The organism is Acidobacteriota bacterium (assembly GCA_016208495.1).
In the GTDB taxonomy this organism is placed as follows: Bacteria; Acidobacteriota; Blastocatellia; order Chloracidobacteriales; family Chloracidobacteriaceae; genus JACQXX01.
Window position 1 is genome coordinate 1 of sequence record JACQXX010000109.1, and the last position, 17363, is coordinate 17363.

Here is a 17363-nt window from a genome sequence, read left to right on the forward strand (position 1 = left end):
CGTTCGGCTTTTCCTCCTTCCCGCTCTTCCTGCTTCCTCTTCCTTTCGCCTCCTTTGCCTTCTTCTTCTCTTTGTTCTTCCGCCTTCACCTGGACTTCTCTTTCTGAATTGACCTTTTTTTATTCAAACAAAGAATTGCTGATATTGTATCCAGCAAAATGATCTGTTTCTGCTTTCTATGGCTCATTTGCATTCCAGGTTATAGCTACCGCATTATTTTCATAATTCATAATTCATAATTCATAATTCAATAGGGTGGCGCCAGCCGCCGGAAACCATGCCCCAGCACAATCAGTAAAAACAACAGGTTCCGGGCTGGAAGTGCCGGCCAGAAATATCTGACTGGTCGAGCGGATGACCCTGGATCAGCCAGTCGGTCAGCAATGGTTTCCAGAATCCGCCTTCCACGTGGCCAGTCCCAGATTCCAGTACGCCACTGGAGAGGAATTCCCGACTCACCAACCACGGTTCCGGCCAGTGCACCGGTAATCGCGGCCACCGTGTCAGTATCGCCACCCAGGTCAAGCACCGATGTGAGTGTGGCTTCAAAATTCCCAAAATGTCGGTACCAGGCATAAAGCGCAACTGGAACGGTGTGAAACATATAGCCGGAAACACCTCGCGACAGTCCAAGCCTGTCAGCAAAAGTTTCAACTGAAATCTCTTCATCAATTGCGGCTGACAGCTTTTGGAGCAATTCCCGCCAGTCGGCATCCGTTCCAACCTGATGCAACAGGGCGAGAAAATCTTCTGTGGAAGGTCGTGAGACCGGATTTTCACGCACCACCCAGGCGGCGATATCGGTCACGGCTTGCGCACCGATTACAGCTTTTGGGTCCGTATGGGTAAGCCGGGTTGATGCCGCAACGAAGGCGTTTCTCAGTTCCTGGTTTTCGGCAAAAAATGCTCCAATCGGTGCCGAACGCATCGCCGGCCCGTTGCCAGCCGAGAAAACTCCGCTCCGACTGGGCGGGAACCCAATCCACAGTTTCAAGGTGGCTCGCAAGGTGGCCACGCCAATTCCGGCTGGCAGTGAAGCCACCCAGCCACGCAAACACCATCCCAATCGGCTGGTGAAACGCTCGACAGAGTCTGGATGCGCTAGTAAACTCTGAGCCACGAAAACCGTGTGGTCGGTGTCATCACTCACCATCCCCCAGCCAAAACAAAATCGGTGACGCCAGGTTCCACCATACCATTTTCGAATTCGTTGTCGGGACAGCCCTTCTGCCGGTAATCCGAGCGCATCCCCGACAGCCGTCCCAAGCATTAACCCTCTCAGCCGTTGTGTTCGATCCATCTTTTTGTGTGTTTGGAGGAAGCCGTCTGTTGTTTGTGTCCGCATCGGGCGCAGGCGAAGATCAAAATCCACCTTGTTATGCACCGTTACCACGATACTAACGCCATGATCATTGGTATCAGTGGCGGCACCGGTTCGGGAAAAACCACTGTCGCCAGGAAAATCATTCAAGCTGTCGGCCCTGAAAGAGTGACCTTTGTCCAGCAGGATGCCTATTACCGCAACCTGGGAGACATGCCGATTGAACTGCGCCATCGAGTGAACTTTGATCATCCCGATGCTTTTGATACCGAATTACTTTTAAACCATCTTGAAGCTTTGCGTGAAGGCGAAACCATTGAACAACCAATTTATGACTATGTGACCCACTCACGCAAAGCCGAAGCGATCCATACTGAACCACGTCCCGTCATCATTGTTGACGGCATCTTAATTTTCTTCAGTCCACAAATGCGGGCACTGATGGACATGAAAATTTATGTTGATACTGATGCTGATTTGCGGTTTATCCGCCGATTGGAACGCGACGTTCACGAGCGAGGCCGGTCGGTGGATTCGATTGTCAATCAGTACCTGACGACGGTTCGCCCCATGCATTTGCAATTTATCGAACCGCTCAAACGCTATGCTGATGTGATCATCCCGAAAGGCGGCGACAACGAAGTCGGCATTGACCTGATCACCGAAAAGATCAAAGCCATTCTGGCACGAGCCATTCCAAGCCAACCGGGCTGAAAAAACCAGGGCTGAAGATTCGCAAGCTCAGGGCCTGGGGCTGAAAAAACAAAGTCTTCAGCCCCAAACTCAACCTGATACCGATTTGCAATGGTCCCCTCGTATCAGCAAACAGTTAAGTAATTCAATCAGATAAACTTAGCATACTACTGACTACGGACTACTGACTACAAACTGGTATAATTTTTCAATTAAGGAGCCGAAGCAAGCGTTATGGACTACGATGTTTTGGTTATCGGGACCGGACCAGCCGGACAGCGGGCTGCCCAAACAGCAGCCAAATACAAACCCAAAGTGGCCGTGGTCGAACGAAATCCACTCGTGGGCGGCGCCTCACTCAATACGGGCACCATTCCATCAAAAACCCTGCGCGAAGCCGCTGTTTACCTCTCCGGTCGCCGGTTGCGCGATGTATATGGTGAAAGCTACACGGTGAAAAAAGACGTTACGATGGAAGATCTTGCCATCCGATCCCGTCACGTCACCCAGGCTGAACGCGAAGCCGTCAAACGCCGCCTGACGCATAGCCATATCGAAATTTTTCAGGGCGTGGCCTCGTTTGTGGACCCGCATACCATTCAAATTGCTGGTGCTCCACGAACTCAAACCATCACAGCAGAAAAAATTATCATTGCCACCGGGACACTGCCTCGCCAGCCGCCAGGGATTGAATTCCGGCGTGGGCATATTATGGATTCCGATGCCATCCCGGAAATGACTGAAATTCCACGCAGCCTGCTTGTGATTGGGGCCGGGGTGATTGGCGTCGAATATGCCACCATCTTTGCTTCGCTCAATGTCGAAGTCACGCTTGTGGATGGACGCCCAACCATTCTCGATTTCGTGGACCGCGAAGTGATTGACATGCTGATGTATCACATGCGCGATTTGGGAATTTCGATCCGATTGGGCGAAGCCGTGGCCAGTGTCGAATGGGTTCGCAATGACCGCATCGTCGCCACGCTTGAATCCGGCAAACGCATTATTACTCAAAGTATTCTGGTTGCCACCGGTCGCCGGGCGGCAACTGACAACCTGAATCTGGCGGTGGCTGGACTCCACACGGATGATTCAGGTCGCCTGAAGGTCAATGATTTCTTCCAGACCGAAGTCCCACACATTTATGCCGCTGGGGATGTAATCGGCTTTCCGTCACTGGCATCCACCAGTATGGAACAGGGCCGCAATGCAGCGCGGCATGCCTGTGATCGCGAAGTGTTCCGGCTGAACGAAGTCTACCCTTACGGCATTTACACCATTCCGGAAATTTCAACCGTCGGCAAAACCGAAGCTGAATTGACCAAAGCCAAAATTCCTTATGAAACGGGCGTGGCACAATATCGCGACATCGTTCGAGGACGCATTCTGGGCGATAAAGCCGGGATGCTCAAAATTCTGTTTCATCTGGAAACCCATGAAATTCTGGGCGTTCACGCCATCGGCGAAGGTGCCACGGAACTCATTCACATTGGTCAGGCGGTGATGGCGCACGGCGGAAAGCTCGACTACTTTGTGGATTCGGTCTTTAACTATCCGACGCTGGCCGAAGCCTACAAAGTCGCCGCACTGGATGGAATCAGCAAGCTCAGTTTTGCCTGAACCAGTTTTTCGTCAGTAGTCAGTAGTCAATTAAGCTTATTCAATTGAATAACTTATACCATTCTGGAATAAAGTTTTTGTGCGTGAGCGCAGTCACGTTATTCGATCAAATGGAGTTCGTGGACGATTGACTACGATCTACTGACGAAAAACTGGCATTCGCTACTTATTCAAAGAAGACAGTGATTTGAAACTGGGATAAGCAGGATAAGGGAAGCGGGTTCAGCCTGGAGCACATTCTCAAAATTGAAGCCGAACTGAATCTCTTCTCTGAGGTACCCCAATGAAATCAACCAGTTCAAAACTCCAGACTGTTCTTTTCCTTTCTCTCCTAATGACTGGACTTTGTGTTTCGCAAAGCACCATTGCTCAAACCAAACCGCCCAAATACAAAGCTGTGACCGTGGAACTCAGTATTCCAGGGTTTGGAGAACCCCGTATAAGTGAAATTCCATTGAATCATCGCTTTGGAGGTGGTGGTGGTGGTGGGCGAAGTCTGTGTAGCCTGTCGGCGGAAGAATTAGAGAAAGGTACTGGGATAACAAACTATTCCTTTTCAATGAGTGCCCGGAATTTCCGTGCCAGCCAGCTTGTTATGGTCAACCTTACTTTGACATTGTACCAGAATAATACTCGGATATTGCCTCAAGATGATGAGCCAGGGATTTGCCTCAAAGAAAGGTTATATGTCGGTTATGACGAAGTCCGCGAAGTCTCCCTGCCGCATAACGTCAAGGTCAAACTCTATTTGAAACCGCTAACTCCGCCTGAGAAAAAACCAAAAGCTAAAGCGGCAGAACCAGTTTCTGAACCAATCGAACCTCAACTCCAGCAAAACACTGCAATTGACGATTCTCAAGCCCTGAACCCTGATAAACCCCTATTTCGAATAAGGATGCCGGTGCAGGATTGTGTAGGCCCGATACAACTGTTCAGCCACCAAAACCTGGGCAATTTCATGGGTAAAGGTCAATTTTGAGAGCGACCAGCGCCAGTTGGCCCGCTTTCTGACACTTTCAGCCACGCCGGAAAAGCCACCAATGACAAAATAGAGGTCTTTGGTGGCTTCGTTCTGGTGGCGTTCAATCATTTCCGCCAGTTTTTCAGACGAAACCATCGCTCCCTCAACATCCAAAAGCACCATAAAGGCACTGGCTGGGATTTTTGCCAGAATAGCGGTTGCTTCCTGTTCCTGAGCCCGCCGGACATCACTGGCGGTTGATTCAGCAGCTTCCCGCACGGTCATGACGTCACATCGGACAAATCGCCCCAACCGTCCCAGATAATCCTGAGCCAGGGCTGCCAGATGTGGCGATTTCAGCTTGCCGACCGTGATGAAGTGGATTTGCATAAACCCTTTGGAATGAAGAATGAAGAAACAGAATGAAGAAACAGAAACATGTCTTCCTGGCTCTTGATTTGGAGCCCTAAATCACCGCCAATTCCATTTCACAGGCCGTAAACGACCTGCCTCAATTCAACCACCGCTCCGCGGCGAAAACCAGAACCGAACCAAATTCGAAAACCCGGAACCCGGAACCCGGAACCCGGAACCCGGAACCCGGCATTTTCTTCATTCTTCACTCTTCACTCGCTTCTGGTTATAAGGGATGTCGTAAGCGCGCATTTTTTCATACAGATTCTTGCGGCTGATGCCCAAAATTTCGGCAGCCCGGCTCTTCTGACCACGGGTTGAGCGCAGCACTTCACGGATATAGAGCGCTTCGAGCTGGGCCAGCGTCGGCTGTTGCTTGCGTGAACGGATGATCGAAACGGCTGATGCGACCTGTGATGGAAAGACTTCAAGGCCAAGTACTTCCGAACGTGTCAGCAAGACCGCACGCTCAATCAGATGAAAGAGTTCGCGCACATTTCCTGGAAACGCATACCCGTTGAGCGCTGCCTGACTTTCCGGAGTCAAGGTACAGAGCGGACGGGCATGACGGCGGGCAACCAGTTCTAAAAAGTATTTTGCCAGGGGGAGAATGTCTTCGCGCCGTTCGCGCAAGGGAGGGAGTTCAAGCGGAATCACGTTCAGCCGATGAAACAAGTCAGCTCGAAAGGCACGGCGTGACACTGTTTCAGGCAGATTGATATTGGTCAGGGAAATAAGTCGAGCGTTGAGGGACAGGAGTTGAGTGCCACCAAGTCGGGTAAACCGACGATCTTCGATCACCCGCAGCAACTTGGCCTGAGCTGGCTGTGAAAGACCAGTGACTTCATCGAGCACCAGCGTTCCACCTTGCGCGGCTTCAAAACGGCCTGGTTTGGTTGCCGAAGCACCCGTAAAGGCACCGCGTTCATATCCAAAAAGTTCGGCTTCAAGCAGGTTTTCAGGCAGCGTGCCGCAATCAATTTTGACATAGGCGCCCGATGCCCGGAGGCTGTGTTCGTGAATCCAGCGGGCGAGTAAATCTTTACCGGTTCCGCTTTCGCCGCTGATGAGGAGGTTCGCTTCGGTGGGCGCCACTCTGGCGGCTCGCTCCAGGACTTCCCGCATGGCCAGTGACTGAGCCACGATGATGATTCCTGGATCGGCCTTTTCCGCCAGCCGTTTGTCGGTCTGATTTTCCATAGGCGCACAAAAGCGAGTAGCGAGTAGCAAGTAGCGAATGGTCAAACCAGGATTCTTTTACTTTGATATTGCGGTAATCCCTATGCACGGTTTACTCAACCTGCAGCTTATGAATTCAACTCGTGTTGTCTCTGTTGTTTGACTACTTGCTACTCGCCACTCGCTACTCGCTTTCTACTCAGCGTCATTCGGAATATTGATCCGGCGACCATCGCGCCAGAGGCGTTCCAGGTCATAGAACGCGCGGGTTTCTTTAGTGAAAACGTGGATGATGATGTCACCATAGTCAAACAGGATCCACTCGCCAGCACCTTCTTTGTGGTTGGTGTAGGTGCCCTGCTCACCAAGTTTTTTCTCGATTTCAGAGGCAATGGCTTCGGTTTGACGGGTTGAAGAACCGCTGCACAACAAAAAGTAATCAGCAAAGCTGGTCACCTGGGAAATTTCTAAAATAACAATATCAAAGGCTTTCTTTTCTTGGGCTGCCCGAATGGCAGTCCAGAGACGCTCATCCTGAACGTCACTGGCGGAAGAAAGCACCGCATCCAGTTGCGAAGAGGGAGTTGGCATCAATTCGGTCATGTGATCTTGATTCTACTTTTCTGGTAAAGCTGATACGTGTAGATGTAGCGTTCCACCATCGGCGGAACATATTGCGCGATGGACTTTCCTTGACTGACAGCGGCGCGAATTTCCGTTGCGGAAACGTCTAACGCCACCAGATCCGTCAGAAAAATCCGTTTGTTAGGGGCGGTCAGTTCAGTTGAAATTGTTGAGAGCGAAAACCCATTTCGAAAATCAACCACCCGGTTCTCACCAAATCGTTCGCGATGGAAGGTGGCATCTCCCAGGTCATATCCTGGGCGCGACATCACGATGATGTGGCAGAGGTCAATGAGCGTCTGAAATTTATACCATTGGTGGAGCATTCCAAACGAATCGGCGCCCATGAGAAAGAAAATATGGGCATTCGGTCCATAGCTGTCGCGAAACGTACTCACTGTTTCAACTGTGTAGGGCTTTTCCGGCGCAAACAGTTCAATGGTTGAAACTCGACTGTGTTCCGAATGGAGTGTGGCCAATACGGTCATTGCGTGGCGGTGATAGGCCGTGGTCACCTGCTCAAATTGTTTGTGAGGTGGGCTGCAGGTTGGAATAAACAGCAACTCGTCAAAGCTGAACAGACCAATCAAACTTTCAGCCAGGCGCAAATGACCATAATGAATAGGATCAAAAGTTCCCCCAAACAGTCCAATTCGGCGCGGTGTTCCCATACCCTCACTCTTCGACAACCGCAGTAACAACGGGTTCAACCACGACCGATGGTTGAAAAATTGATGGCGGTGCGGGCTGTTTGGCTTTTAACTCCGTTAATTTCTGGTCAACTCGATAGATCAGCGGTTTGACGCCTTCACCCGTAACTGATGAAATCACAAAGAGTTCCAACCCACGGGCCTTGCAAAAATCACGCAGGGCGTCGGTTCGTTCAGATGATTGCACCACGTCCTGCTTGGTGGCCACCACGATTTGCGGACGCTCGGCAATCTCAGCATTGTAGAAGCGCAATTCACGCATGATCGTTTCATAGTCCTGTATCGGATCACGACCTGAAAACTCTGATACATCAATCAAATGGAGCAGCAACCGCGTTCGTTCGACGTGGCGCAAAAACTGCAGGCCAAGGCCGTGGCCTTCGTGGGCGCCTTCAATCAAGCCTGGAATATCAGCCACAACGAAACTGCGGTAATCTTCCAGTTGAACCACGCCCAGGTTGGGTACCAGTGTGGTAAATGGATAGTCGGCAATTTTGGGTCGCGCCGCGGAAATCACTGAAATCAAAGTGGATTTCCCGACATTTGGATATCCGAGCAAGCCAACATCCGCCAGAATTTTGAGTTCAAGCTGCAGATAGCGCATCTCGCCGGGGTACCCAGGTTCGTGTCGGCGCGGTGCCCGGTTGGTTGACGTCGCAAACTGGGCATTGCCGCGTCCGCCGCGTCCGCCGGCAACCACCAGCACTCGCTGACCCGGTTCCATTAAATCCGCCACGAGTTCATTGGTATCAAAATCAAAGACCTGGGTGCCAATCGGTACTTTGACAATCATATCGGCGCCGCTTTTGCCGTGGCAGCAACTGCCCTCGCCGTGTCGGCCACGATCAGCCTTGTATTGTGGGTTATAGCGAAATGAAAGCAGGGTGTTCATCTGGTCGGAAGCCTCCAGGTACACCGAGCCTCCATTGCCGCCATCCCCTCCGGACGGACCGCCGCGAGGGACAAATTTCTCACGTCGGAACGCCAAACAGCCGTTCCCACCGTGACCGCCTTCGACATAAATTTTAGCTCGATCAATAAACATATAGCAAAAAACACAAAGGCACGGGACTGCTCTGGTCAGCCCGTGCCCGTGAAGAGTGGAAACCTGTGAGGACAATGAATGCTGGAAAAATTAGACAGCGGCGGCAGCCTGAGCCTGTGGTACCACGGCTGGAGTTGGATACACGCTGATGTATTTTCCTTTACGTCCCTTGTCTTCGAATTTGACATAGCCGTCAACACAAGCAAACAACGTGTCATCGGAACCGATGCCAACATTATTGCCGGGCTTGTATCGTGTCCCGCGCTGACGCACCAAAATCGAACCACCTGTCACAAACTGACCACCAAAACGCTTTACACCAAGGCGTTTTGCGTTTGAATCGCGACCGTTTCGCGAACTACCGACACCTTTTTTGTGAGCCATAACAAAAACCTCTCTCAACCAATGCGAAATCTTATGATATAGAATTGCCTGTGAGCAGCGCCACGGACGCCATTAGGCGATGGATTCAATGCGCACCGCCGTAAATCCCTGGCGATGACCTTGTTTCCGCTTGTATTGCTTGCGGCGCTTGAATTTAAAAACAATGACCTTCGGGCCGCGGCCCTGTTCAACCACAACACCCTTCACGGCGGCACCGTTGACGGTTGGCTGTCCAATTTTGATTTCCGAGCCATTGGAAAGGACCAACACCTGGTCAAATTCGACCGATTCTCCAACATTGGCTGCCAGGGATGGAAAGCGAACCACTTCCCCTGCCTGAACACGAAACTGCTTGCCTCCAGTTAGAACGACTGCGTACGACACAAAGGACTCCCTCCAGGGTTTTGATCAACCCTCTCGATGTGATGATATCTTCTTCTGTATTGAAGCGAAAAAGTGTGCTTTTTGAGAAAAGGGGCATTATACGAACGAAAAAAGGAAATTGTCAACCTCAAGGGACAAACTTGGAAGTTTCAAGAATGATCTGGAAAAGCCCGAAATTAGACTGAAAAATTTACTGGAACCTTTCACCGACTCAAGCGTAAAGGCTCTTCTGAAACTTTTCTTTCCATTTCAGCACTAACTCCCAAACAATCCGTGAGACAAAACTCCAGGCCATCTTTTATCGTCCCGGAGGTGTATTTTGACTCAGTTTCCTTTGTCAAATAAGCCATTATCTACTGGAAGTGTCTTTCCGATCACATATTCTTGGATGGAACCTAAACCTGAGATCACATCGCTGGTCACGCCACAATCCATTCTTGGGGTCAGCGCCTGGGCACAGGATGCGCGTTCAATCCTGCACGCCCACGCCTCGCATGACCGTCCCCTGATTTTGATCGGGGAACCCGGTACCGGAAAACGCTTCCTTGCACGCCAACTTCACCATTTAAGCCATCGCAGCCACCAGCCGTTTATTGCCATTGAATGCCAAACGCTGTCACCAGCTTCACTCCGGGCGGCATTACTGGGATTGTCCACGATGGGAGCCAGCACAACCGGGCAAGGGCTGCTGGAACTGGCACGCGGCGGCACGCTTTATCTCGGAGGGCTCGTCGCCTGGCCGGCGGAGTTGTCTGACTTGCTGGCTCGGATCGACAGTTCGAGTACGCTCCTTCCACCCTTTCCAAAACCGACAGCCAGTTTCCAACCGCATCTGGTGACTTCCCAATCACAGGCACATTTTGATGTTCGCCTGGTGTTTGGCCTGTTGCCGGTGGGCGAAGCCGATGCCCGTGAAAGCTGTATTGCTCAGGCCGACCGACTGGTCATTCCACCTCTGCGGGAACGCAAAGCCGATATTGAAATGCTGGCTGAACATTTTCTGAGTGAATTTCTGCAAACACTGGGCCGGGAGGACCGATCCCTGGGACCCGATGCCCGACGACGGCTGCTTGAGTACGAATGGCCGGGCAACATCAAAGAACTCAAAAGTGCGATGCTGTATGCTGTGCACCATCTGCGAACCAAGCCGGTCAGTCTCCCGGATTTACCGCCGCCGCTGGGACAGGGCGAGCCACAAGAAAATAATTCATCCCTGAGTGAACTCGCTCAACAAAATCTATCGCTCCAGGACGCAGTTGAAGCTTTTGAAAAACAACTCATCACCGAAGCGCTCCGCCGCACCGGTGGCCACCAAACACGGGCGGCCCAGATTCTGGGAATCAAATTAACCACCCTCAACATGAAACTGGCCCGGTTTGGAATTGACCCGCGAACCATGCGGTTTCAGTAACCTGAAGTATTTTTCCGCTTGAGAGAGAGGCAAGGGGACTGTTTCATCCCTTGCCCTGCTCTGCGTCTTTGAGTCCCCGTGGGTACTCCGCCTTCCTCACTCCTGCCTTGATCAAACCTTCCACCAGAAGCTCTTACAGCGACAAAGTTTCACGAATAATCGGGTATACCAGCGACAAAAACTGGTTCACAATTCGCCCTGAAACGCCCCAAATCGGATCCCGATCACCATAGTGATAAAAGTACACCGGTCGAGTCCGACCCAGCACCTGAAACTGGCGGACCTCCAGAGCCTGGGGCTGATCAATGATTGGAATCGGTACTTCAATCAGATATTCAATTTCGTGGGCATTGATTTGAAACTCATACGGGTACGGAATCCACCCAACCACTGGTGTAATCAAGTACCCGCTCATGGTCAGGAATTCGTCCATTTCCCCTAGCAATCGCACATCCTGGCGACTCAGCCCAATTTCCTCCTCGGCCTCACGGAGCGCGGTGACCTGCGGGGTTTGATCTTCCGGATCAACTCGACCACCAGGAAAAGCCACTTCGCCGCTGTGATCGCGCAGTTTGGTGGAGCGCTTGGTCAACAATAAATGCGGGATATTGTCTTTTGAAAAAATTGGCACAAGCACCGCTGCCGGAATATAGTCCCAATCAGCACGAATCTGTTTGGAACGCGATGCCAGCAGGTGCGTGACACGATCCGTGATCTCCGGTTTCATGGCACTTCCTTCACAAGGTTTCGGTTTCCGGATATCAATTTCCACTGTGAAACCATTTCAATTCAAGAATTTCCGACCAAAAAGGACTCCTTATGACGCTTTTGGCCCGCTACATTTTTTTTGCCAGTGGACGGCAAGAACTCAGAAAAAGCTCACGGCACATTGGCCTGACATTGGCTTTGATTCTTACCGGCACGGTCACGACCTTAGCACAGGAACGACCCGCAAACGAGATTGCCACGCGAATCTCACCTCAAACGACACGCCCGTCCTCGCGTCCCACTCCCCCATCACCCCAACCCGGTGAAGCGGTCAGTTCTGAAACTGAATCGCCCGAACTAGCGATAGCCAAAGAACTTCGCGCTCTGGTCAAAGCCGTGGAATCAATGCGCGACCAGCAGCAAGCGCAGGTGGCCGTCAGTTTTCTGCAGGTTCAACAATCACGCTTGAGCACGCTCGAACAACAGATGACCACGACCCGCACCCAACTGACACAGCTCAAGCTCAGACAAGAACAAAACCAGGTTCGAACAGGCAATATTCGCAACGAATTGATTGGCCGGACAATTCTGGATCAAGCTGAAGGAGAACGAATTATACGCGCTGAAATCCAGGCCGAAGATGCCCGCTTGCAAAAGGAAATTCTGGCAACCGAGCAACAACTGCTTCTGATGCAGCAGGAATATGATCAAATGAAGTTCGAGACCCAGCAAATTCGTGATCAAATTTGGAATTATCTGCGAGCAACTCCCACAACGAATGAATGAAGATTGATGACATTTGACACTCAGCCAGACTACAATCAGGGCTTCTACATAATCTGCTTGACCATCGTTCGCACAATTCAAAAAAAGGTAGTCAGCCATTAATCTGGCCAATGAATTTTTTAGGTGGCCAGAGTGTTGCCGATCCCTGCAACGTGTCAGGTGAATTTCTCGAATTTCTTCATTTCTAAAAACTCTGGAGTTGAATTCTCGCCGCCATGTACTCACTGATCATTCGTTCACCTGGTTACCCGCCTCAGAAAGTTCGTCTGGTCCGTCCACAAAATACCATTGGACGTTCGGTTCGGGCTGACATTGCAATTCCAGATTCTTTTGCTTCGCGCCTGCATGCACGCCTTCAGGCTGAAGAAAACGGATATATCCTGGAAGATTTGCAAAGCGCCAATGGCACCTACTTCAATGGAATGCGGGTGAGTGTGCCGATTCGGCTCAAACCGGGAGATGTGATTCGGATTGGTGAAACGGATCTGGAATTTGCCAGCGATACCATTCACTCAGTCAGTAACCTTTCACGGACAGCCGTGTTTCTGGCCGATAGTTTGCCAGCCGCCGCTCCGGAAGCGACGATTGGGATGGCCGGATTTCGGGCAACGGATGAAATTCTGGGACGTGCCTCCGGGCAATTAGGTGGAAAAACCTCAATGGTGGCACCAAAGATGCCCAGCGGCGCCAGTGCCATCGAGGTCAGCGGGCCACCGACCGATCCCAAACGCCGGTTGCTCGCCCTGGTCAGCAAGGTGGGTGTGGCACTTTTATCCAACTCTGACTTAGACGAAGTGTTGGACCAGGTAATGAACATCGTCTTTGAATCCCTGCCGGTTGAGCGGGGGTATTTGATGATGAGCAATGAAAACCAGTCGGAACCAAATGCCAGTTCGCTCATCTGCAAGGTGGCCCGTGTGGGAGGAAAATCCATCAGTGGAGAGGTGACCTTGAGCCGCCATATCACTGAACAGGTGCTGGTGGCCCGAACGGCGGTTCTGACGCTGAATGCCCAGCAGGATCCACGATTTGCCGGCCAGCAATCCATTGTGCTTTCCGGGACCCGGTCCGTGATGGCGGTCCCGCTTGCGCTGGGTGATCAGGTTCACGGGCTCATTTATGTTGAAAACCCCTATGAGCAACGCTTTACCCCAGATGATCTGGAGGTGTTGACCACCATCGCCAGCGTGGCGGTGATTAAAATTGAAAATGCTCGATTGCTGGAAGAACGGCTGGAAAAACAACGCCTTGAAGAAGAAGTAGCCCTGGCCGGACGAATTCAGGCTTCGATGCTGCCACGCTGCGACCCGGAACTGCCTGGTTTTGAACTGGCTGGACTTTCACGACCAGCGGCTGGGGTGAGCGGCGACTATTATGATTACATCCGGATTTCAGACAGCCATCTGGCCGTCGTGATTGGTGACGTTACAGGCCACGGTATTTCATCCGGGTTGCTGATGGCACTTGCCAAAGGTGGTCTGTTAAATCAGGTCATTATTTCGAGCAAAGCCGAAGACGTGATGACCGCCATGAACACGTTGATTTATGAAAATGGGAGTCGGCGTGACCTGATGACCTTCTGCTACCTGCTCGTCAACCTCTACTCCGGTGAAATCTCGCTCTCAAATGCGGGCCACCCCTTTCCGTACTGGTTCCAATCCCCAACCCGAACTGTTCACAGCATCGAAATTGGGGCGTATCCACTGGGGGCAAAAGCCCTGGCGGTCTATCCGGCCCAAACTCTCACCATGTCCGTCGGCGATGTGATCGTAATCTATAGTGACGGGATTGTTGAGCTGCAAAATACACGCAAAGAACAACTTGGCTATCAACGATTTGAAACCATGATCCGCGATATTGCCCATAAACCGGCGCGTGAAATTTGCGAAGGACTGGTGGAATCAGCTTTGAAATTTTCAGCCGGGTGTCTCCCCGAAGATGATATTACGGTTGTCGTTCTCAAACGCCGACCACCGCTCGTCCGCTGATGACAAGGTGACAAGGTGACAAGATGACAGGGTGACACAACGACAGGGTGACACAACGACAGGGGGCAGGTACAACCAAAGCGAATTGTTTTACGACTCACTACTCGCTACTCGCTATTATGCGCTACTCGCTTTGGGGGTTCTTGTTATGCGTCTGTCGTTGATTTTTGTTTGCCTGTTGACAGCCTGCTCAACCCTGGGAAATTCCAACACCTCACCGCTGGTTGTGTCGCCCACGAATACAAATGCCTCAAATCAACTCATTGATCGCGTGCGGGTTCCAGTTGGGTATCAGCGATTGAAACCGCCAACTGGGAGCTTTGCCAACTGGTTGCAGCACCTCAAGCTCAAACCTGGTACTCCTGCCGTTCACCTTTTTGATGGTTCACTGAAGAGAAACCAAAGCGCACACGTTGCGGTGGTTGACATTGATACTGGCACCACTGATTTGCAGCAATGTGCCGATGCCGTGATGCGGCTTCGGGCTGAATATCTCTTTTCATCCGGAAAAAAATCTAAAATTGCCTTCAATTTTACCAGCGGCTTTCGGTGTGATTTTGCAAAGTGGGCCGAAGGGTACCGCCCTGAAGTCACCGGAAATACTGTGCGCTGGGTCAAAACGGCTTCAACCGATGGTTCTTACAAAAGCTTTCGGGAATATCTGATCCCAGTTTTTACCTATGCGGGAACGGCATCGCTCAGTCAGGAACTGAAACCAGTTTCCAACACCCGCGAAATTGAAATCGGCGATGTTTTTATTCAAGGAGGGTTTCCAGGCCATGCCGTGATTGTGGTGGATGTGGCCACGCATCAACAAACCAAAGAACGGCTGTTTTTGCTGGCTCAAAGCTATATGCCCGCCCAGGAAATCCACCTTCTACGCAATCCAACCAATAATCAACTCAACCCATGGTACAGCGCGAATTTTCAAGGAAATGTTGAAACACCAGAATGGACTTTTCCTCCTGGCAGCCTGAAGCGGTTTGGTGAGTAGTCAGGAAGAGCGAAGTAGCGAGTCGCGAACAGAAAGCGAGTAGTGAGTAGCGAGTAGTGAGTAGCAAGTTGCAAACAGTCAATCCAGGATCAATTCCCAGTTTAATTCAAATGATTGCTCTGAAAATAAAAGGTTTATAGACAGGTGCTCTGTCTGACTACTCGCAACTCGCAACTCACTACTCGCTTACTTGAGCCCTTCTTCCCCAGCCTGCCTGAGAAACGCCCAGGTGAAAATACTGGAATGATTATCCTGCCACGTCACACCCAGCGCATATCGCCCGACGTGGTGCATCGAAGTTACTTCAAATTTTGTGACATCACCGAGCAGTGGAAGACTGAGCGAGCGTTTTTTCTTTTCAGGCTCAACGGGGACTTCTTCAACCAGTTTGGGATGTGGATTTTCGCCACGTTCCTGAGCACAGGTGGCACAAGGGCAAACCCGCCGAAGGCTCATCAATCGGAACACGCTTTTTTCACCATCGCGCCACACCAGTTCCATGGTGGCAGTTGAGCGGCTCACATTGACCGCTTCCGGAAATAATTCACCTGACATAGTCGGATTCTTCCTTCGATTGTGGTTGTAATTGCTGGAAATATGGGGCTTTCCCCATGGGGTGTTTGGTGATAACATACGCCCCTCTTATCGCCGGGCGCAATCCAAGCAAACGGCACTTTTTTCAGCAATCCCAAATATCATCCCAAACACGATACCCAAATCCAACATCACTGTGTAAGGAAACGTCTGCCATGTCTTCAGAAACCCCACGCGAATTGAAAGTGGGCGATCCCGCACCAGCTTTCAGTTTACAAACCGGCGACGGAACCACCGTCAACCTGTCTGATTTCAAAGGTCAGCGCGTCGTGCTTTATTTCTATCCACGCGACAACACACCAGGATGCACCCGTGAAGCCTGTGGGTTTCGCGATGACCTGGCCAAACTCAATTCCCTGCGCGCTCAGGTGCTGGGAGTGAGCACCGATAGTGTGGCGTCGCACAAAAAATTTACCGAGCAATACCAGCTCAATTTTCCGTTGCTTTCCGACCCGGAAATGACAGTCTCGCAGGCATATGGCGTCTGGCAGGAAAAAAGCAACTATGGGAAAAAATACTTCGGCATTGTTCGAACGACCTTCATCATTGATGAAGAGGGCAACATCAGCCGGATCTTCCGTCGGGTGAAAGTTGATGGGCACACTGAAAAAGTGCTCGAAGCTTTAGCTGCCAAATAAGACCAGTTTGTAGTCAGTAGTCAGTAGTCAGTAGTTCGCTCAGTTTATTTGGTTGAACCACTTGACTATTTGCTCATACCGAAGATTTCGTTGCAAAGTGGCATACGACCATTTTGGAATGAACCCTTGCATTACGGGAAAGCTAAAGTATTGAAGAAATTGTATTTCCCTGAACCCTGAACCCTGAACCCTGAACCCTCAATGGTACAAGGTCAGTCCCTCCCAACAACCGATCCCAATCAAAGCTGTTTTCCATGGAAATTCCGATTCTTACCACTGAGCGCCTGTTGATGCGGGCATTTCGTGAATCAGACCTTGATGAGTACGCCGCCATGTGTGCTGATCCGGAGGTCATGCGCTACCTGGGCGAAGGTCACACGCTGGCCCGGTGGGAAGCCTGGCGGCAGATGGCCATGATCATGGGTCACTGGCAATTACGTGGATACGGAATGTGGGCAGTCGAAGAAAAATCAACTGGAAAATTGCTGGGCCGAATCGGGTGTTTTTACCCCGAAGGCTGGCCCGGATTTGAAATCGGCTGGACACTGAGCCGTACTGCCTGGGGCAAAGGATTTGCCACCGAAGGGGCCCGGGCGGCTCTCGACTTTGCGTTTCACAGGCTCGATCAAGATCACGTCATTAGTTTGATTCGTCCCGACAACCAGGCTTCCATTCGCGTGGCAGAACGCCTTGGCGAATCGCTCGAAGGCTCAGTCACTCTCTTCGGAGGCGAAGCGCTGATTTATGGGATTCATCGTCCCTGAGAACCAGGGGCTGAGGGCTCAGGGCTGAAGAAGACCTGAAGCTATCTGAGCCTGTTTTCAATCCTTCGGCTCCAGGTCCGAAAAAGCCAGATCCCAGACAACTCTCACAAATTCTAAGAAAAAAAATATCCAACACCATTCAGGC

General features: G+C 51.2%; 19 protein-coding genes. 9 read left to right on the forward strand and 10 right to left on the reverse strand.

Annotated features, from left to right (window positions below; all coding sequences use genetic code 11):
* Positions 1-247: 247 nt before the first annotated feature.
* Positions 248-1270 (reverse strand): ADP-ribosylglycohydrolase family protein, encoded by a 1023-nt coding sequence (locus HY774_22140; GenBank protein MBI4751188.1) that lies wholly within the window; start codon positions 1268-1270, stop codon positions 248-250.
* Positions 1271-1405: 135 nt separating this feature from the next.
* Between HY774_22140 and udk the strand changes: the two genes are divergently transcribed.
* The 3 genes from udk (at position 1406) to HY774_22155 (ending at position 4613) form a co-directional block, all read left to right on the forward strand.
* Positions 1406-2035 (forward strand): uridine kinase, encoded by a 630-nt coding sequence (gene udk, locus HY774_22145; GenBank protein MBI4751189.1) that lies wholly within the window; start codon positions 1406-1408, stop codon positions 2033-2035.
* 213 nt (positions 2036-2248) lie between these two features.
* Complete coding sequence (sthA, locus tag HY774_22150) at positions 2249-3634, forward strand: Si-specific NAD(P)(+) transhydrogenase (protein ID MBI4751190.1); 1386 nt, start codon at positions 2249-2251, stop codon at positions 3632-3634.
* A gap of 283 nt (positions 3635-3917) precedes the next feature.
* Positions 3918-4613, forward strand: coding sequence for a hypothetical protein (locus HY774_22155; GenBank protein ID MBI4751191.1), 696 nt, complete (start codon positions 3918-3920; stop codon positions 4611-4613).
* Here the strand turns inward: HY774_22155 and HY774_22160 are convergent.
* The 7 genes from HY774_22160 to rplU form a co-directional block, all read right to left on the reverse strand.
* A complete protein-coding gene (locus HY774_22160) occupies positions 4515-4985 on the reverse strand; it encodes a 23S rRNA (pseudouridine(1915)-N(3))-methyltransferase RlmH (protein ID MBI4751192.1) in 471 nt (156 codons plus the stop codon). The genes HY774_22155 and HY774_22160 overlap by 99 nt on opposite strands.
* A 222-nt stretch (positions 4986-5207) precedes the next feature.
* Complete coding sequence (locus tag HY774_22165) at positions 5208-6209, reverse strand: sigma-54-dependent Fis family transcriptional regulator (protein ID MBI4751193.1); 1002 nt, start codon at positions 6207-6209, stop codon at positions 5208-5210.
* Positions 6210-6383: 174 nt separating this feature from the next.
* Positions 6384-6779, reverse strand: coding sequence for a ribosome silencing factor (rsfS, locus tag HY774_22170; GenBank protein ID MBI4751194.1), 396 nt, complete (start codon positions 6777-6779; stop codon positions 6384-6386).
* A gap of 8 nt (positions 6780-6787) precedes the next feature.
* On the reverse strand, positions 6788-7483 hold the full coding sequence (gene nadD / locus HY774_22175) for a nicotinate (nicotinamide) nucleotide adenylyltransferase (protein MBI4751195.1): 696 nt from the start codon (positions 7481-7483) through the stop codon (positions 6788-6790).
* A 4-nt stretch (positions 7484-7487) separates the two neighbouring features.
* On the reverse strand, positions 7488-8567 hold the full coding sequence (gene obgE / locus HY774_22180; protein ID MBI4751196.1) for a GTPase ObgE: 1080 nt from the start codon (positions 8565-8567) through the stop codon (positions 7488-7490).
* Positions 8568-8657: 90 nt separating this feature from the next.
* Positions 8658-8951 carry a 50S ribosomal protein L27 gene (gene rpmA / locus HY774_22185; protein ID MBI4751197.1) on the reverse strand — a complete coding sequence of 98 codons (294 nt, stop codon included), beginning with the start codon at positions 8949-8951 and terminating at the stop codon, positions 8658-8660.
* Positions 8952-9023: 72 nt separating this feature from the next.
* Positions 9024-9335, reverse strand: coding sequence for a 50S ribosomal protein L21 (gene rplU, locus HY774_22190; protein MBI4751198.1), 312 nt, complete (start codon positions 9333-9335; stop codon positions 9024-9026).
* Positions 9336-9723: 388 nt separating this feature from the next.
* Here rplU and HY774_22195 point away from each other — a divergent pair, with 388 nt between their 5' ends.
* Positions 9724-10746, forward strand: coding sequence for a sigma-54-dependent Fis family transcriptional regulator (locus tag HY774_22195; GenBank protein ID MBI4751199.1), 1023 nt, complete (start codon positions 9724-9726; stop codon positions 10744-10746).
* Between the two features lie 133 nt (positions 10747-10879).
* Here the strand turns inward: HY774_22195 and HY774_22200 are convergent, their stop codons facing one another.
* Complete coding sequence (locus tag HY774_22200; GenBank protein ID MBI4751200.1) at positions 10880-11473, reverse strand: CoA pyrophosphatase; 594 nt, start codon at positions 11471-11473, stop codon at positions 10880-10882.
* Between the two features lie 92 nt (positions 11474-11565).
* On the opposite strand from HY774_22200, the gene HY774_22205 reads away from it, so the two are divergent.
* The 3 genes from HY774_22205 to HY774_22215 all read left to right on the forward strand — a co-directional run bounded on the left by HY774_22205 (position 11566) and on the right by HY774_22215 (position 15222).
* Positions 11566-12240: a hypothetical protein gene (locus tag HY774_22205; protein MBI4751201.1), complete on the forward strand. Its 675-nt coding sequence runs from the start codon at positions 11566-11568 to the stop codon at positions 12238-12240.
* 215 nt (positions 12241-12455) lie between these two features.
* Positions 12456-14228, forward strand: coding sequence for a SpoIIE family protein phosphatase (locus HY774_22210; GenBank protein ID MBI4751202.1), 1773 nt, complete (start codon positions 12456-12458; stop codon positions 14226-14228).
* 148 nt (positions 14229-14376) lie between these two features.
* Positions 14377-15222 carry a DUF4846 domain-containing protein gene (locus HY774_22215; protein ID MBI4751203.1) on the forward strand — a complete coding sequence of 282 codons (846 nt, stop codon included), beginning with the start codon at positions 14377-14379 and terminating at the stop codon, positions 15220-15222.
* Between the two features lie 186 nt (positions 15223-15408).
* On the opposite strand, the gene HY774_22220 is transcribed toward HY774_22215, so the two are convergent.
* Complete coding sequence (locus HY774_22220) at positions 15409-15777, reverse strand: DUF971 domain-containing protein (GenBank protein MBI4751204.1); 369 nt, start codon at positions 15775-15777, stop codon at positions 15409-15411.
* 194 nt (positions 15778-15971) lie between these two features.
* On the opposite strand from HY774_22220, the gene bcp reads away from it, so the two are divergent.
* Positions 15972-16454 (forward strand): thioredoxin-dependent thiol peroxidase, encoded by a 483-nt coding sequence (bcp, locus tag HY774_22225; GenBank protein ID MBI4751205.1) that lies wholly within the window; start codon positions 15972-15974, stop codon positions 16452-16454.
* Between the two features lie 254 nt (positions 16455-16708).
* On the forward strand, positions 16709-17218 hold the full coding sequence (locus tag HY774_22230; protein MBI4751206.1) for a GNAT family N-acetyltransferase: 510 nt from the start codon (positions 16709-16711) through the stop codon (positions 17216-17218).
* Positions 17219-17363: the final 145 nt, after the last annotated feature.

Bases quoted from the DNA above. Each gene is read 5' to 3' on its own strand.
- HY774_22140 (MBI4751188.1), bottom strand. From the start codon at position 1,270: ATGCTTGGGACGGCTGTCGGGGATGCGCTCGGATTACCGGCAGAAGGG.
- udk (MBI4751189.1), top strand. From the start codon at position 1,406: ATGATCATTGGTATCAGTGGCGGCACCGGTTCGGGAAAAACCACTGTC.
- sthA (MBI4751190.1), top strand. From the start codon at position 2,249: ATGGACTACGATGTTTTGGTTATCGGGACCGGACCAGCCGGACAGCGG.
- HY774_22155 (MBI4751191.1), top strand. From the start codon at position 3,918: ATGAAATCAACCAGTTCAAAACTCCAGACTGTTCTTTTCCTTTCTCTC.
- HY774_22160 (MBI4751192.1), bottom strand. From the start codon at position 4,985: ATGCAAATCCACTTCATCACGGTCGGCAAGCTGAAATCGCCACATCTG.
- HY774_22165 (MBI4751193.1), bottom strand. From the start codon at position 6,209: ATGGAAAATCAGACCGACAAACGGCTGGCGGAAAAGGCCGATCCAGGA.
- rsfS (MBI4751194.1), bottom strand. From the start codon at position 6,779: ATGCCAACTCCCTCTTCGCAACTGGATGCGGTGCTTTCTTCCGCCAGT.
- nadD (MBI4751195.1), bottom strand. From the start codon at position 7,483: ATGGGAACACCGCGCCGAATTGGACTGTTTGGGGGAACTTTTGATCCT.
- obgE (MBI4751196.1), bottom strand. From the start codon at position 8,567: ATGTTTATTGATCGAGCTAAAATTTATGTCGAAGGCGGTCACGGTGGG.
- rpmA (MBI4751197.1), bottom strand. From the start codon at position 8,951: ATGGCTCACAAAAAAGGTGTCGGTAGTTCGCGAAACGGTCGCGATTCA.
- HY774_22195 (MBI4751199.1), top strand. From the start codon at position 9,724: ATGGAACCTAAACCTGAGATCACATCGCTGGTCACGCCACAATCCATT.
- HY774_22200 (MBI4751200.1), bottom strand. From the start codon at position 11,473: ATGAAACCGGAGATCACGGATCGTGTCACGCACCTGCTGGCATCGCGT.
- HY774_22205 (MBI4751201.1), top strand. From the start codon at position 11,566: ATGACGCTTTTGGCCCGCTACATTTTTTTTGCCAGTGGACGGCAAGAA.
- HY774_22210 (MBI4751202.1), top strand. From the start codon at position 12,456: ATGTACTCACTGATCATTCGTTCACCTGGTTACCCGCCTCAGAAAGTT.
- HY774_22215 (MBI4751203.1), top strand. From the start codon at position 14,377: ATGCGTCTGTCGTTGATTTTTGTTTGCCTGTTGACAGCCTGCTCAACC.
- HY774_22220 (MBI4751204.1), bottom strand. From the start codon at position 15,777: ATGTCAGGTGAATTATTTCCGGAAGCGGTCAATGTGAGCCGCTCAACT.
- bcp (MBI4751205.1), top strand. From the start codon at position 15,972: ATGTCTTCAGAAACCCCACGCGAATTGAAAGTGGGCGATCCCGCACCA.
- HY774_22230 (MBI4751206.1), top strand. From the start codon at position 16,709: ATGGAAATTCCGATTCTTACCACTGAGCGCCTGTTGATGCGGGCATTT.